Raw genomic sequence first — 14,368 nt, forward strand, 5'->3', positions numbered from 1 at the left:
GATGCCGACCACGAGTGCGGGGAACTCGGGGTCTGCGGTTCAGGCTGCCGGATGCGCCTGTGTGGGCCAGGGCGTCTCGTCCTCCGACTCGGCCTCGTCCGGCTCACGCGCCGTGCCCGTCGCCCGCCCGGAGCCCTGGCTCGTCTGCCCGGAGTCGCGGGCCGCCCTACCGCGTCTTGTGCCGGTCCGGCTCGCCGTTCCGCCTCCTGAGCCCCCGGGTGAGCCTCCGGGGCCACCGGACTCCCCCGAGGCGCCGGGGCCCGTGGAGTCTCCGGGCGCCTCGTCCTCGTCGGCGCCGCCTCTCACCAGGGACAGGGAGCCGGAACCGTCCGCGGGAGCGGGGTGGGGATCGGGGGCGAGGGATGCGGCGCCTCCGCCCATGGCCCAGTCGTGGGTCTCCCTGTCGAGCTCGTGCCGCTCCTGCCTGCCCAGCACCGGGGCCGCCCCGCCCCGCTGGGGTTTGCTGAAGCTGCCCAGGCCCCAGCGCAGGTCGTGCCCCAGTGAGCTGGCCTCGACCTCGGGCAGGAAGCGGCGCTCACCCTCGTGGGTGAACTCGCGGATCCGCAGGCGCCCCTGGACGACGACCGGCTGGCCGGCCCGGATCGACTGGGCGACGTTGTCGGCCAGCCCGCGGAAACAACGGATGCCGAAATACGTCGTCTCGCCGTTGCACCACTGCTGGCTTTCCCGATCGAAGTAACGGCTTGTCGAGGCGACCCTGAGCGAGGTGACCCGCGAGCCGTCCGGGAAGGTGTGCTGGCGGGGCGCAGCCGCGACGTTGCCGGTCAACGTGATGTGGATGTCGTTCATCGTGCCTCCCAGGAGAACGGGCCAGGTGCCCGGCGTGTGAAAGACACAGTGGCCCGCGCGGACCGGAACCCGGCGGGCCGAACGGCGTTCTGTGGAAAACTCGGGCGCTGGGACGGGGCTGTGGAAAACCTTCCGGATAATCCACCGGAAATCGGAAACCCCGAGCTCCTCGTCCGCCACCGATGGCGATGGGCGGCCTCGTGCCGCGGGTCGCCCGGCCCGGCAGACCCGCGCTCCGAAGGGTGTTCCTTACCGAGGAACGGCACCGCCGACCTGATGGGTCAGCCCCGCACGCCCCGCAGCGCGGAGTAGAACTCGTTGTATCTGGCCAGCTCCCGCTCGACCGGCTCGATCACCGTGGTCGAGGCCACCGCCCCGACCCTGCGTCGCATCTCCCGCTCCAGCCTGTCGCGTTCGTTGCCCGCCCCGAGCATGACGAAGTTACGGCTGGCCACGGCGGTGAGCAGGCCGAGCCCGAGGACGGAGACGATCATCAGCCCCACCCAGGGCATGGAGGCCGTCTCGCCGAACACCTCAAGGCCCGGCGGAAGCGTGCCCGCCTCGAACACGCCGTAGGCCAGGGCCGTACCCAGCCAGGCGATCCCGGCGAGGAAGAGCAGGACCAGGAAGTACTGCCAGACCAGCAGCAGCCGCCACCAGACGGGAACCCGGTCGAGGCGGGGCGCGATCTCGGACAGCTCCGCGGACAGCAGCCGCGGCAGCTCGGCCGAGTGCGAGCGCGCGGCCTCCCTGACGCCGCTCTGCCAGGCCTCGTGCATCCCCGCGGTGAGCCCGTCGGACAGGGCTCGCACCGCGTTGTCGACCTCGGCGGCCTGCGCGCTGACCGCCCCGGCCGCCTCTCCCCTGATCTCGTCCTTGAGGTCGTTCAGGCGCAGGCTGTTCAGCGGGTCGGGCCTGAGCCTGGCCGCCCAGCGGGTGTACGGCCAGCCGACCCACTCCGCCGAGCGCACGCCGTACACGTTCTCCATGGCCTCGCCAACGGCCGGTACGCCAACCGCGTCGCAGAGGGAGTCGGTGAGGCCGATCCTGCGGGCGTCGTCCACGGAGGAGGCGGGCACGGGGACACCCTCGGCGGGCATGGCCTTCAGCAGGCGGAGCGTGATCCGGTCGAGGTCGGCCTCCAGTCGCTGGACCGCGGCCCCGCGCCTGGTCACCGTCTCGGCGAGGACGGCCTTGAGCTCGTCGACCCCCTCCCCCCTGGTCGCGGAGGTGGGGACGATGACGGGGGCGTCGACTCCCTCTCGGCGCAGCAGGTCGTTCAGGTCGGCGACGCACTCGGCCAGTTCCTCGGCGGAGAGCCGGTCGATCTGGTTGAGCACGAAGACCGTCACCGCGTCGTGGCCCGCCAGTTCGGTCACGTAGCGCCTGTGGGTCGAGGCGTCGGCGTACTTCTGCGGGTCGAGCACCCAGACGACGAGGTCGGCGACCTGGATCAGCCGGTCGGCCTCGGTGTCGGTGAGCGCGCGGATGGAGTCGTGGTCGGGGAGGTCGAGCAGGATCAGGCCGTGCAGCCTGCCCTCCCCCTTGTCCAGGGCACTGGCCCTGGCGAATCGGTGACGCCACTGGATCTGCAGCCAGTCCAGCAGCGGTCCCGCGCCGTCCAGGCCCCAGACGCAGGCGTGGGCGCGGGCCGTGGTCGGGCGGCGGACACCGGTCGGGGAGAGCTCCAGGCCCGAGACGGCGTTGAACAGCGTGGACTTGCCGCTTCCCGTTCCTCCGGCGAGCGCGACCACCGTGTGCTCCGAGGACAGCTTGAGCCTGTCACCGGCGCGCAGGAGCAACTGCCCCGAGTCGGTGAGGAGCTTGGGATCGACCCTGCCCGGCCCCAGTTCCACGATCCGGGACAGCGCGGCGAGACGGCCGCCGAGCCCCTGACGCGTCTGGGTGGTGCCAACACTCATCGGGCGACCTCAAGGTTGTACGTTGCCTGGTAGAGGCGGGTGGCGATGGACTCGTCGGGAACGCCCGCGCCGTCGAGGACCTGGAAGTAGCGTGAGGTCTCGTCGTCGAACAGCGTGGCGATCCGGGCGCGCAGGTCGCTACGGGCCTTGGCCCCGATGGTCCGCAGTGACTCGGCTCCCAGGAGGGCGTGCACCAGCCGCTGCGGCAGCCCGCCGGTGCCCGCGCCTTCCGTCTCTGCGGAGCCGTACCCGAGCAGGCCGATCACGAAGATCACCGCCAGCGACTCGACGTCGAAGGAGACGAGCTTGGCCACCGCCCGCTTGGTCACCCCCTCGGTGCGGATCAGCTCGATGATGTGGTCCTGCCAGCCGCTCACGGCCTTGCCCGCCCTGCGGGAGAAGTCGTCGGAGACGTCGCCGAGCCCGGCGGTCGCGGCCAGCGACTCCCCGGCCCCCGAACGACTCAGCCAGCGGGTGACCGCCTCCTCCGCGGCCCGCTGCGCCGCCGAGACGACGACGGACTCAAGGCCGGCCCTGAGCGCGGACTTCAGCGCGCTGAGCCGTTCGGGCGCCTGCTGGCTCGCCTTGCCCGCGAACCTGCCGGGCCTGCGCAGGTGCAGGGTCCGCATGAGGTCTCCGGACCCGGCGAAGTCCTGCCAGCGGGCGAGCACCTCACCGCGCAGCAGCGTGCCGTTCCCGGTGGTCTCCTCGATCTCGGCCAGCGCGCCGGAGTAGGCGGCCTCCACGTCGCCGCGCAGTTCGTTCCTGAAGGCGACCTGGGCCTCAAGTTGCCTGGCCAGCGCGGGGATGCGGATGCGGAAGCTGTCGAGCGCCCCCGACAGGGTCGTCCTGATGGCCTGGGCCCGGCGCTGGTCGTCGACGGACAGCTCGGTCAGCCACAGCCGCAGGTCGGTGACCTCGTGGTCGGGCAGCATGCCGTCGGTGACCCTGCTCTCGTCGACGACGAACCGCTCGACCTCGCCGAGGCCGTATTCGGTGAGCATCCTGACGAAGTGCTTGGTGACCACCTCGCGGGACTTGACCGGCACCCGGGACAGCACGATGGCCAGCCTGGCACCACGCTCCTTGGCCAGGCGCAGCAGCCGCCACGCGGGGGCGTCGGCGTAACGGGCGGCGGTGGTCACGAAGATCCACAGGTCGGCCGCGTCGAGCATGCGGTGGGCGATCTCGTGGTGTTCCTCGACGACCGAGTCGATGTCGGGCGTGTCGAGCAGGGCGACGCCCGTGGGGAGGCGTTCGGTCGAGACGAGGACGAGGCCGCCCGGTTCCGCCGTGGCCTCGGGGGCGTCGAGCCGCCGCAGACTGCCGAGCAGGTCGCTGCCCGCGAACCACTCGCGGTCGTCCGGATGGCAGGCGAGGACGGGGGTCCCGGTGGTCGGTCGCCGGACGCCCGTCGCGCTGACCTTGGCGTTGGCCAGGGTGTTGAGCAGTGTGGACTTGCCCGCCCCGGTCGAGCCCGCGATGACGACGAGCGCCGGGGCGGTGCTCATGTGCACCCTGGGGATCACGTAGTCGTCGAGCTGGGCCAGGATCTCGCTCTGGGCCCGCCTGGCCTCCTCCGCGCCGGGGAGTTCCAGGCCGAAGTGCAGGTCGGTGACGGTGTTGCGCAGGGCGGCGAGCGCGTTGGTCAGGGCCTCGGAGACGGCCTCCGGCAACGGAAGTTCCCGGACCCGGTCGTCCCCGTCCTCGTGTTCGCTCTCGGGGAGTTCGTCGGACTCCTCCGGTTCGTCGCCCGGGGCTTCGGTCTCCTCCCCGTCCTCTTCCCCGACCTCCTCCTCGATGACGAGGAGCTTCGCGCGCTCGGCCGCGATCAGCGCGGCCGCCTCGTCGTCCTCGGGATCGTTCTCCTCACCGGTACGGCTCTCGCCCTCGGCGGCCTCCTCGGGGAGGTCCTCGGCGGTGGGGCTCTCCTCGTCCCGGTCATGGCCCTCGGGGGTGTTCTCCGGGGCCTCTTCGGGCGTGTTCTCGGCCGTTTCTCCGGAGGTGGCCTCGGCGCCCTCCTCGGGAGAGTCCTCGGCCGGATCCCCGGAGGTCTCCTCGGAGGTCTCGACGACGGGGGGTTCGATGGTGGAGGTCTCGGTGGCGGGCTCGGCCACGGGGACTTCGGTGGCGGACTCGGCCACGGGAACTTCGGTGGCGGGGGGCTCGCTCGCTGATCGGGAGTCCGCCCCGACGGGCGCCGAGAAGTCCGCCGTCGCGGCCGTGGCCTTGGCGACCACCTCGTTCACCGAGGAGATGGCGGCCTCGGCGGCGCGCCGGAAGGCCTCGAAGGCGTCGTCGACCGGCATCGTCGCGCCGCTCTGGGAAACGCCGCTCTGGGAAACGCCCTCCTGGAAGGCACCGCTCCGAGAAGCACCGTCCTGGAACGTGCCGCCCTGGGAAGCCCTGTTCTGGGAGGCGCCGCCCTGGGCCGTGTCGCTCTGGGGGGCGCCGCTCCTCGCCGCGGGACCCTGGGAGGCCTCACCCGCCGGCCGTGCCGTACCGGGGCCCGGGGCGCCCGTCTGCGGTGCGGCGAGCCCGTCCCGCGCGGGTGAGGTGGTGCCTCTCCTGGCCTGGAAGTTGCCCCGGCCGCGACCGCTTCCCGAGCGGAAGATGGACCCCGCTCCACCGTCTCCACCAGGAGCGGCGGGGGCCTCAGGAGCCGGGGGGACCGGGGGCGCCGGGCGCCTGAGGGGGGCGGCCCGGCCCGAGGAGGGCTGCCCCGGGGAGGGCTGGCTTCTGGGCGCGGGGTTCTTCGGCGGCGCGGGGCTCTTCGGTGGCGCGGGGTTCTTCGGTGCCGGAGTGCCCGTGGCGCCGGAACCCTGAGCGCCCTTGGGTGCCTTGGCGGCGGGCGCGTCGCCCTTCGCCTGGACGGCCTCGACCACCTTGTTCACCGACGAGATGGCGGCCTGCGCCGTACGCCGGAAGTCCTCGAAGGCGTCGCCGGGGGCCTGCGAGGGCTCGTCGGGCCTGATGGCCGGGAACGTCATCGTCCGCTCGCCGGGAGACTCCTCGTATCCGGCGACATCGTCTGAGGAACCCTGGGGAGCCTCGGCGCCGCGGCGGTCACGCTCGCCCTGAGGCGTGGGCCTGTTGGCAGCCGATTTCACGGTATCCGCTCCGCTCGAACCATCTCGACCTCCTGGCCGACCTTCACGACATCGCCAACGATCACGATCGCGGGTGGCCGTATCCCAGCCTCGGCCACACGCTCGGCCACTGTGGCCAGAGTGGCCTGAAGAGCGCGCTGGGTGGGAAGAGTACCGTCCTGTACCACCATTACGGGAGTTTCCGGCGAACGTCCTTCTTGCACGAGCGTCTCGGCGATCGCTCCGATGCGTTCGACCGCCATCATGAGCACCAGGGTCCCCGAGGATCTCGCCAGGTTGGGCCAGTCGACGGTCGAGCGGGCGTCACCCGGCGGGACGTGCACGGAGATCACATGGAACTCCTGGCTGACGCCGCGATGGGTCACCGGCACGTTGGCCGCCGCGGGCACCGCGACCGGGCTGGTGATGCCGGGAACGACGATGACGGGGATGCCCTCGCGGGCGCAGGCGAGCATCTCCTCGCCGCCACGGCCGAAGACGAACGGGTCGCCTCCCTTGAGCCTGACCACGAACCTGCCCTGCTTGGCGTGCTCGACCAGCAGCTCGTTGATCTTCTCCTGGGCCAGGAAACGGCCGTAGGGGATCTTCGCCGCGTCGATCAGCTCGACGTCGGGGGAGAGTTCGTCGAGCAGGGCCCGTGGCGCGAGCCTGTCGGCGACGACCACGTCCGCCTGGGCCAGCAGCTGCCGCCCGCGGACCGTGATCAGGCCGGGGTCCCCCGGTCCGCCGCCGACCAGCGCGACCCCGACCGGCTTCGTCCGGTTGCGCCGGGCGTCGACCGTGCCGTCGCGAAGCGCCTCGACGACGGCGTCCCTGATACCGGCCGCCCTGCGGGGGTCTCCTCCCGCGGTGATCGCCACGTTGACCTCGGCCACCCGCCCGCTCGCCGGGGTCCAGGCGGCTGAGGCGTCCTTGTCGTCGGCGCGGACGCACCAGACACGCTTGGCCTCGGCCTCCGCGGCGACCGCGGTGTTGACCGCGCGGTCGTCGGTGCAGGCCTGGACCAGCCAGGCCCCGTCCACGTCGCCCACCCGGTACGGCCTGGCCTCCCAGGTCACCTGGCCGGAGGCGATGAGGTCGTCGAGAGCGTGCGTGACGCTCGTCGAGACGATGGTGACCTGGGCACCTGCCTCAAGCAGCGCCGGGACACGTCGCTGGGCGACACGCCCCCCGCCGACGACGAGCACCCGCCGCCCGGAGAGGTGCAAACCGAGCAGGTAGGGCGACATGGTGACAGATCTCCCGTTCGCAATGAATTGTGCAGGAAGTGTTAGGAGGTAAACCTACCGGTTAATGCCTCGTTGTTCGCTGCTCCCCGGGTAACGTTCGGCGTTCTCCAGGTAACGGAGCACCCGGTCCGTCACAGGGTTCCCGGAAGCCCCACGATCAGGCCTCCTTGTCGGTGACCCCGGCGGAGTCGAAGGTGGCCACCTCGTGCATCACCCGGACGGCCGCGCAGACCAGCGGGTGGGCGAGCAGCCCTCCGGTCCCCTCACCGAGCCGGAGCTCCAGCTCGACCAGAGGGCGCAGGCCGAGATGGGCGAGCGCCACGGCGTGACCCGGCTCGGCGGAACGGTGCCCGGCCACACAGTGGTCGACCACGTCCGAGGCGAGCCCGGCCGCGGCCAGCGCCGCCGATCCGGCGATCACACCGTCGAGGATCACCGGCACCCGCAGGGCCGCCCCGCCGAGGAGGAACCCCGCGATCGCGGCGTGTTCGAGGCCGCCGACCGCGGCCAGCGTCTCCAGCGCGGACAGGCTCGAACCGTCCAGGCCGTTCACCCGCAGGGCGCGCCGTACGACCTCGACCTTGCGGGCCAGCGTCTCGTCGTCAACGCCGGTTCCCCTGCCGGTCACCTCCGCCGGGTCGCGGCCGGTGAAGGCGCAGATCAGGGCGGCGGAGGCGGTGGTGTTGGCGATGCCCATGTCCCCGGTGACCAGGCAGCGCGCCCCCTGGGCGACGAGGTCACGGGCCACCGTGATCCCGGTCTCCAGCGCCGCGACCGCCTGCTCGACGGTCATCGCCGGGCCGAGGGACATGTCGGCGGTGCCGTGGGCGACCTTGCCGTGCGTCAGGCCGGGGGCCGGGGCGAGTTCGGCCGCGACCCCCACGTCGACCACCGTCACCGAGGCGCCCACCTGGGCCGCGAAGGCGTTGGCCACGGCGCCGCCCGCCAGGAAGTTGCCGACCATCTGGACCGTGACCTCCTGCGGCCACGGGGACACGCCCTGGGCGTGGACGCCGTGGTCTGCGGCGAAGATCGCCAGGGCCGCCGGGGCCGGCAGCGGGGGCGGGTTCACCGCCGCCGCGCCCGCGAGCCGTACGGCCACCTCTTCGAGCACGCCCAGGGCGCCCCTCGGCTTGGTCAGCCTGTCTTGGTGTGCCCTCGCCTCGGCGAGGGCGTCCGGGTCGGCGGGCCGGATCGCGGCCAGGGTCTGCTCAAGGATGGTCATGTCCCCAAGTGTCCCGCCAGAGGTCAAGGAACGGTCATCCGGGGAGCGGTTCACCAGGTGATGCCGCTGAGCGCCTCCTCGTAGCGCTCGACGACCACGTCGGCCAGTCCCTCACAGTCGCCGATGACGTCGGCGCAGCGGACGTCCAGGTCGGGATGGCCCGCGGCGTAGGCCATGGCCTGGGCCCAGATGCGGTCCAGGACGCCCCCGGCGAACAGCAGGTAGGGAACGACGATCACCCGCCGGGCGCCGAGGCGGCGGCAGCGCTCGATGCCGCCGGGCACGCCGGGCGGGGTGAGCGAGGTGAAGGCGGTCTCCACGGTCATGTACTCGTGGGCGTGGGTCTCCCAGAACAGCCGGGAGACGCGGTGCACGTCCGCGTTCGTCGCGGGACTGGTCGAGCCGTCACCGACCAGCACGACGGCGGTCTCGCCGATCTCGATGCGCTCGGGCTCGTCGTCGAGCGGGGCCGCGGCGGCGGGGACGAGACGGAGACTGGCGACCTCGGCGGCGGCGTCCGCCAGGCGCTCGGCGAGCAGCGCCAGGATCCGGGGGTCCGAGCCGAGGGGCCGTCCGTAGTCGCAGGTGAGCGTGGGGTGGCGCTCCTGCTCCCTGGTCATCGCCGCGAGGGTCTCGGCGTCGGCGCGCAGGTCGCCGGTGAGGCTCAGCGGCAGCGCGACCATGCGGTGGTGGCCGCGGGCGACCAGTGAGGCGACCGAGTCACGCAGTCGCGGCCTGGCCCTGGTGAGGTATCCGCCGGAGACCTCGGCGGCGCTGCGGTCGAGCCTGCAGCGGAGGCGATGGACGAACCTGCCGAACTCGACGGATTCGTTGTCCTCGTGCGAGCCCTGCCCGATGAGCAGCAGCGGCGGCTTCATAGAAACAGGACTCCAATGACCTTGACCTGGGAATACGCGGCAGCGACTGGCGAGGATATCCGATAACGGCTCGACATGGACAGGTAACGAAACCATAAAACGCATCGGATATGACCCCATCTTTCTCACCTCCACCGAACGGTCTCCCCCGTCCCGCCCGACCCGTCTCCGGGGCCGTTCTCCCCTCTGGAGAGGTCGCTTCCGAGCAGGCCGAACACCACGACGTCACGTGGGCCGTCCGGCCGCATCGCGGCGGCGCGCAGCGTCCCCTCCCTGACGAACCCGGCCTTCTCCGCCACCCGCAGGGAGGCGTGGTTGTCGGCGTCGGCGCGCAGCTCGATCCGGCGCAGGGAGGTGTTCCCGAACGTCCAGCGGGCCAGGCCCAGTACGGCCTCCGAGGCGTAGCCGCGTCCCCGGTGCAGGGGGTGCACGCCGTAGCCGATCTCCGTCGTCCCCGCCTCCCACCGGGTCCCGAACAGGCTGATCGCCCCCACGATGAGCCCGTCGGCCTCGATCGCCAGGTGCGCGCCCTGGCCGGAGCGGCGCAGCTCGTGCGCGCCCCTGGCCAGCCAGGCGGCCACGCCCGAGGGACGGCCCGGCGCGCCCGGCGGCAGGAAGGGGGCGCGTGTCTCGATCACGACGCGAATCCGGCGCGCGTCCGAGGGGTCGAAGGGGCGCAGCAGAAGCCGTCGCGTCGTGACGGACAGACCGGGTGCGAAGGCGGTCAATCACCCTCCCAGTCGGGCGGTGGACGCCGCCAAGCCCATCTCACGGGACCGCCTCCGCGCAACCCGCGGTCAGCGGACGATCACCACCTCAAGGGTGCGCGGTCCGTGCACGCCCTCGACGCGGTTCAGCTCGATGTCGCTGGTCGCGGAGGGCCCGCTGATCCAGGTCAGCGGGCGGGAGGGGTCGAGTACGGCCAGCGCCTGCGGCACCCCCGCGACGATCTGCCCGGCCCGCACCACGCACAGGTGGTAGTCGGGCAGCAGGGTCAGCGCCCGCCTGCCCTGACCCGGTCCGGCGTCCAGCACGATCGTCCCGGTCTCGGCGATCGCCACGGCGCAGCCGGTGACCACGCCTCCGGCGGCTTCGAGCTCCTCGGCCGACAGCTCCGGATCGTCCTGGACGGCCCCCTCGGGCACCCATTGCGCGGGCAGCCCACCGGGGACGACCGGCCTCGTCAGACCCTGTACGGCCAGCGCGGAGGCGATCGTCGCGGCCACCTCGTCCTCGCCGGTCACGTGCACGACGGCCCGGTAGTCGGCGACGCGTTCGGCCAGCAGCTCGATCAGCCCGGCCTCGTCATGTGGCCCGGCGGAGGTCAGGTAGTCACGGACGATCTCCCCGGGCTCCCCGGGCTCCCCGGGGCCTCCCGGGGTGACGGCCGCGCGGATTCTGGCCAGGATCAGTTCCCTGTCGTTCACCGGTTTCCTCCGTCGGTGCGCAGCCACCAGTCGCGGAAGGACTCGGCGGGGATCTCGGGCAGGTCTCGGGTGTCGGTCCACGCCGACAGCGGACCGGGCATGCGCCGGGGGACGAAACGGCGCAGCCGTCCGGCCATGCGCTCGGCGCGTGCCATCCGTTCCGGGCGGTCGAGGACCCAGCCGGCCGCGCGCATGCCGAACCGTTCCGCGCGCGGGTGCGGGGCCCTGCCACGCAGGCTGACCAGGACCTCGGGGATGTCGATCGCGACCGGGCAGACGTCGAAACAGGCGCCGCAGAGCGTCGAGGCGTAGGGCAGCGAGGCGTCCAGGGGTGAGGACATGCCGCGAAGCTGCGGGGTGAGGATCGCCCCGATGGGACCCGGGTAGACGGAGCCGTAGGCGTGCCCGCCCGCGCGTTCGTAGACGGGGCAGACGTTCAAACAGGCCGAGCAGCGGATGCAGCGCAGCGCCTGCCTGCCGACCTCGTCGGCCAGGACCCGGGTGCGGCCGTTGTCGAGCAGGACCAGGTGGAACTCCTGGCCCTCGGTCGCGCCCGTCCAGGTCGAGGTGTAGGGGTTCATCCGCTCGCCGGTCGAGCTCCTGGGCAGCAGCTGCATGAAGACCTCAAGGTCCCGCCAGGTCGGCAGCAGCTTCTCGATGCCGACCACGCTGATCAGCGTCTCCGGAAGGGTCAGGCACATCCGGCCGTTGCCCTCGGATTCGAGCACGACGAGCGTCCCGGTCTCGGCGATCATGAAATTGGCGCCCGAGATCGCGACCTTGGTGGACAGGAAGCGCTCGCGCAGGTGGCGGCGGGCGGCCTCGGCCAGGGCGCGCGGGTCGTCGGTGAGCTCCTCGGGGGCGGGACGTCCCCAGGCGGCCATCCTCTCCAGGAAGATCTCGCGGATCTCCGCGCGGCTGCGGTGGATCGCGGGCACCAGGATGTGCGAGGGCAGGTCGTCGCCGAGTTGCACGATCAGTTCGGCCAGGTCGGTCTCGTAGGCGGTGATCCCGGCCTCGGCGAGGGCCTCGTTGAGCCCGATCTCCTGGGTGGCCATCGACTTGACCTTCACCACGTCGCTCTCCCCGGTCTCCTTGACGAGCCGGGTGACGATGCGGTTGGCCTCCCGCGCGTCGGCCGCCCAGTGGACGTGGCCGCCGGCCGCGGTGACCGCCTCCTCAAGCTGGAGGAGGTAGCGCTCCAGGTTCCGCAGCGTGTGGTCCTTGATCTGCTTGCCCGCCTGCCTGAGCCGCGCCCAGTCGGGAAGCTCGTCGACCACGGAGGCCCGCTTCTCGCGGATCGTGTGGGTGGCCTTGCGCAGGTTGAACCTGAGCTGGGAGTTCCCTACGGCCGCCGCCGCGTTCGCCGGGAAGGCCGGCATGCCGAGGAAGGTCACCGGCCCCGTCGCCGGCCTCATCGGGCGGCCTCCGTCGAGGCGAGGATCTCGGCCAGGTGCATGGTCCTGACGCCGGTGCGCTGGCGGCCGAGGGTGCCGCCGATGTGCATCAGGCAGGAGTTGTCCGCGGCGCAGAGCACCTCGGCGCCGGTCGCGGTGACGTTGCGGGCCTTGTCGGCGCACATGGCGGCGGAGACGGCGGGGTTCTTCACCGCGAAGGTGCCGCCGAAGCCGCAGCACTCGTCCGCGGCGGGCAGCGGGACCAGTTCGAGACCCCTGACCTGTTCGAGCAGCCGTACCGGACGGTCGCCCAGGCGCAGGCCGCGCAGCGAGTGGCAGGTCGGGTGGTAGGTCACCCGGTGCGGGAAGTAGGCCCCGACGTCGGTGACCCCGAGGACGTCCACCAGGAACTCCGAGAGCTCGTGGACCTTCGGCACCGTCTCGGCGACCCGTTCGGCGAAGGCCGTGGCGGCGGGGGCGAGTCTCGCGTACTGCTCGCGGATCATCGCCGCGCACGACCCGGAGGGCACGACGACCGCGTCGTGTCCGGCGAAGACGTCGGTGAAGTGCCGCGCCAGACGTCCGCCCTCCTCGGGGTATCCGGTGTTGAGGTGCATCTGGCCGCAGCAGGTCTGCCCCATGGGGAAGACGACGTCGCAGCCGAGGCGGCGCAGCAGCGTCACCGTGGCCCGGCCGGTTCCGGGGAACATCGTGTCGTTCACACAGGTGACGAAGAGGGCGACGCGCAAGGCGCGCTCCTTCCGGTAAAGGTCGCGATCAACCGCCATGATGCCCGATCCGCCCACTTTTCGTTACGAATGACCGGGAGTGAGGGAGGGCGGTTCGACGGAGTCGGCCGTACGGCAGGTGGCTCCCGAGCATGAGGCCAGGGCGTCGAGCTGCCGGTTGAAGTCCGTGATCACCGAGGGGGGAACCCGCGCGGCGAGGTTGTAGAGCTGGTAGGGGTCCCTGCCGTCGTCGTAGAGCTGGTACTCGCCGGTCGAGTAGCGCACGAAGGTGTAGCGGGCCGTACGCATGCCCTGGTAGGCGGGGACCGGGGTCTGGCGGGCCGAGCTGCTGTTCGTCGGCCGGTAGAACTCAAGCAGGACGTTCTGCCGCCACGGGGCCGGGGTCTGGCCGCGCAGCAGCGGCAGCAGCGAGCGGCCCTCGGCGAAGGGCGCCGGCGTCGCGCCTCCGAGCTGGGCGAAGGTCGGGGCGAGGTCGACGTTGGCGGCCATCGCGCCGACGGAGCCGCCCGCCCTGACGCCGGGCCCCCTGACCACCAGCGGCACCCTGATCGACTCGTCGAAGGGGGTCGTCTTGCCCTGGGCCAGCCGGTGCTGCCCCAGGTGGAAGCCGTTGTCCGAGGCGAAGAAGAGGTAGGTGTCGTCCAGCTTCCCGGCGACGCGCAGGGTCTCGACCAGGGAGCCGACGAGGTCGTCCACGCCGAGCATGGCCCTGAGCCTGCGGCGGTAGCGCTCGTCGATGCCCGCGATCGTCCTGTCGCCGAACCGCTCGCGCGAACTCAGCCAGTGCGGTTCGGCGCTGACGTCCTCCTGGTCGAAGGACGGGGTCCGGGGGGCGGTCGCCCCGGCGAAGGCGTCGCGGTGCCTGGCGGCGAAGTTGGACGGGTTGTGCGGCGCGATGGGGGCGAGGTACAGGAAGAACGGCCTCTCCCCCGCCTGCGAGACGAAGGCGTTGGCCTTGCGGGAGAGCACGTCGGGCAGGTAGTCGGCGTCCGCGGAGCCGTACGGCCTGAGCGTGCCGTTCTCGTTGAGCGTGTAGCCGTACTCGTTGTAGAGCTTGCGCACCGGCACGTCCCACTCGTCCCAGCCCGGCGGCACGTAGGTGGGTTCGGCGGCGCCGCCGGGATAGTGGTTGAGGTATTTGCCCATCAGGCCGGTGCGGTAGCCGGCCGCCTTCATCCAGGTGCCGATCGTGGAACGTTCCAGATCGGAGTCGTGGAACTTGGTGAAGCCGCCCTCGGGGGCCGTGTTGGTCAGCACCCCGTGACTGTGCACGTACTGCGAGCGCAGGATCGACGACCGGGAGGGACAGCACCAGGAGTTGGAGACGAAGAAGTGCTCGAAGGAGGTGCCGCCCCGGACGAGCTCGTTCCAGATGTTCGGGAACTTCTGCAGGTCCCCCGCCTCCTGGTCGTCGACGAGGATGAACACGATGTTGGGCTGGGCGACCGTCCGCGCCACCGCGGGACCGAGTCCCGAGGCTCCGAGGCCGGACAACAGGACCAGGCACATGAGCTTGCGGACAGCATTGAGCACACACATCACGCTTCCCAGAAGGCCGAATCCCGACACCTCACCGAAGGGGCACCGGTACGGAACGAGCTCTGCTTCCGGGGGGAGAGAG

The 14,368-nt window shown here is 71.9% G+C and carries 11 protein-coding genes; all 11 read right to left on the reverse strand.

Features of this window, described 5'->3' with window-relative positions; translation table 11 throughout:
* Window positions 1-39: 39 nt before the first annotated feature.
* The gene (gene ssb, locus ABZ463_RS05745; RefSeq protein ID WP_352010673.1) at window positions 40-810 is read right to left on the reverse strand and encodes a single-stranded DNA-binding protein; all 771 of its coding nucleotides are present in this window, start codon (window positions 808-810) and stop codon (window positions 40-42) included.
* Window positions 811-1,091: 281 nt separating this feature from the next.
* Entirely contained in the window at window positions 1,092-2,732 is a 1,641-nt protein-coding gene (locus ABZ463_RS05750; RefSeq protein ID WP_352010672.1) for a YfjP family GTPase, read from the reverse strand.
* Window positions 2,729-5,842 carry a GTPase gene (locus tag ABZ463_RS05755; RefSeq protein ID WP_362773400.1) on the reverse strand — a complete coding sequence of 1,038 codons (3,114 nt, stop codon included), beginning with the start codon at window positions 5,840-5,842 and terminating at the stop codon, window positions 2,729-2,731. The genes ABZ463_RS05750 and ABZ463_RS05755 overlap by 4 nt, the downstream gene beginning before the upstream one ends.
* The gene (gene cobA, locus ABZ463_RS05760) at window positions 5,839-7,071 is read right to left on the reverse strand and encodes a uroporphyrinogen-III C-methyltransferase (protein ID WP_352010670.1); all 1,233 of its coding nucleotides are present in this window, start codon (window positions 7,069-7,071) and stop codon (window positions 5,839-5,841) included. Before cobA ends, ABZ463_RS05755 begins: the two co-directional genes overlap by 4 nt.
* Before the next feature lie 157 nt (window positions 7,072-7,228).
* A complete protein-coding gene (gene cobT, locus ABZ463_RS05765) occupies window positions 7,229-8,296 on the reverse strand; it encodes a nicotinate-nucleotide--dimethylbenzimidazole phosphoribosyltransferase (RefSeq protein ID WP_362773404.1) in 1,068 nt (355 codons plus the stop codon).
* A 50-nt stretch (window positions 8,297-8,346) separates the two neighbouring features.
* Window positions 8,347-9,174 (reverse strand): sirohydrochlorin chelatase, encoded by an 828-nt coding sequence (locus ABZ463_RS05770; protein WP_352010668.1) that lies wholly within the window; start codon window positions 9,172-9,174, stop codon window positions 8,347-8,349.
* A 125-nt stretch (window positions 9,175-9,299) separates the two neighbouring features.
* Window positions 9,300-9,902, reverse strand: coding sequence for a GNAT family protein (locus tag ABZ463_RS05775; RefSeq protein WP_362773408.1), 603 nt, complete (start codon window positions 9,900-9,902; stop codon window positions 9,300-9,302).
* A 69-nt stretch (window positions 9,903-9,971) separates the two neighbouring features.
* Window positions 9,972-10,601: an LUD domain-containing protein gene (locus ABZ463_RS05780; RefSeq protein WP_352010666.1), complete on the reverse strand. Its 630-nt coding sequence runs from the start codon at window positions 10,599-10,601 to the stop codon at window positions 9,972-9,974.
* A complete protein-coding gene (locus ABZ463_RS05785) occupies window positions 10,598-11,983 on the reverse strand; it encodes a lactate utilization protein B (protein ID WP_352010739.1) in 1,386 nt (461 codons plus the stop codon). Before ABZ463_RS05785 ends, ABZ463_RS05780 begins: the two co-directional genes overlap by 4 nt.
* A gap of 32 nt (window positions 11,984-12,015) precedes the next feature.
* The gene (locus ABZ463_RS05790) at window positions 12,016-12,747 is read right to left on the reverse strand and encodes a (Fe-S)-binding protein (protein WP_352010665.1); all 732 of its coding nucleotides are present in this window, start codon (window positions 12,745-12,747) and stop codon (window positions 12,016-12,018) included.
* A 63-nt stretch (window positions 12,748-12,810) separates the two neighbouring features.
* Window positions 12,811-14,280: a sulfatase gene (locus ABZ463_RS05795; RefSeq protein WP_352010664.1), complete on the reverse strand. Its 1,470-nt coding sequence runs from the start codon at window positions 14,278-14,280 to the stop codon at window positions 12,811-12,813.
* Window positions 14,281-14,368: the final 88 nt, after the last annotated feature.

The sequence above is a fragment of the Streptosporangium sp. NPDC020145 genome (genome assembly GCF_040631275.1).
Taxonomy (GTDB): Bacteria; Actinomycetota; Actinomycetes; order Streptosporangiales; family Streptosporangiaceae; genus Streptosporangium.

Coding starts and splice junctions, on each gene's coding strand:
- ssb (WP_352010673.1), bottom strand. CDS start 810: ATGAACGACATCCACATCACGTTGACCGGCAACGTCGCGGCTGCGCCC.
- ABZ463_RS05750 (WP_352010672.1), bottom strand. CDS start 2,732: ATGAGTGTTGGCACCACCCAGACGCGTCAGGGGCTCGGCGGCCGTCTC.
- cobA (WP_352010670.1), bottom strand. CDS start 7,071: ATGTCGCCCTACCTGCTCGGTTTGCACCTCTCCGGGCGGCGGGTGCTC.
- cobT (WP_362773404.1), bottom strand. CDS start 8,296: ATGACCATCCTTGAGCAGACCCTGGCCGCGATCCGGCCCGCCGACCCG.
- ABZ463_RS05770 (WP_352010668.1), bottom strand. CDS start 9,174: ATGAAGCCGCCGCTGCTGCTCATCGGGCAGGGCTCGCACGAGGACAAC.
- ABZ463_RS05785 (WP_352010739.1), bottom strand. CDS start 11,983: ATGCCGGCCTTCCCGGCGAACGCGGCGGCGGCCGTAGGGAACTCCCAG.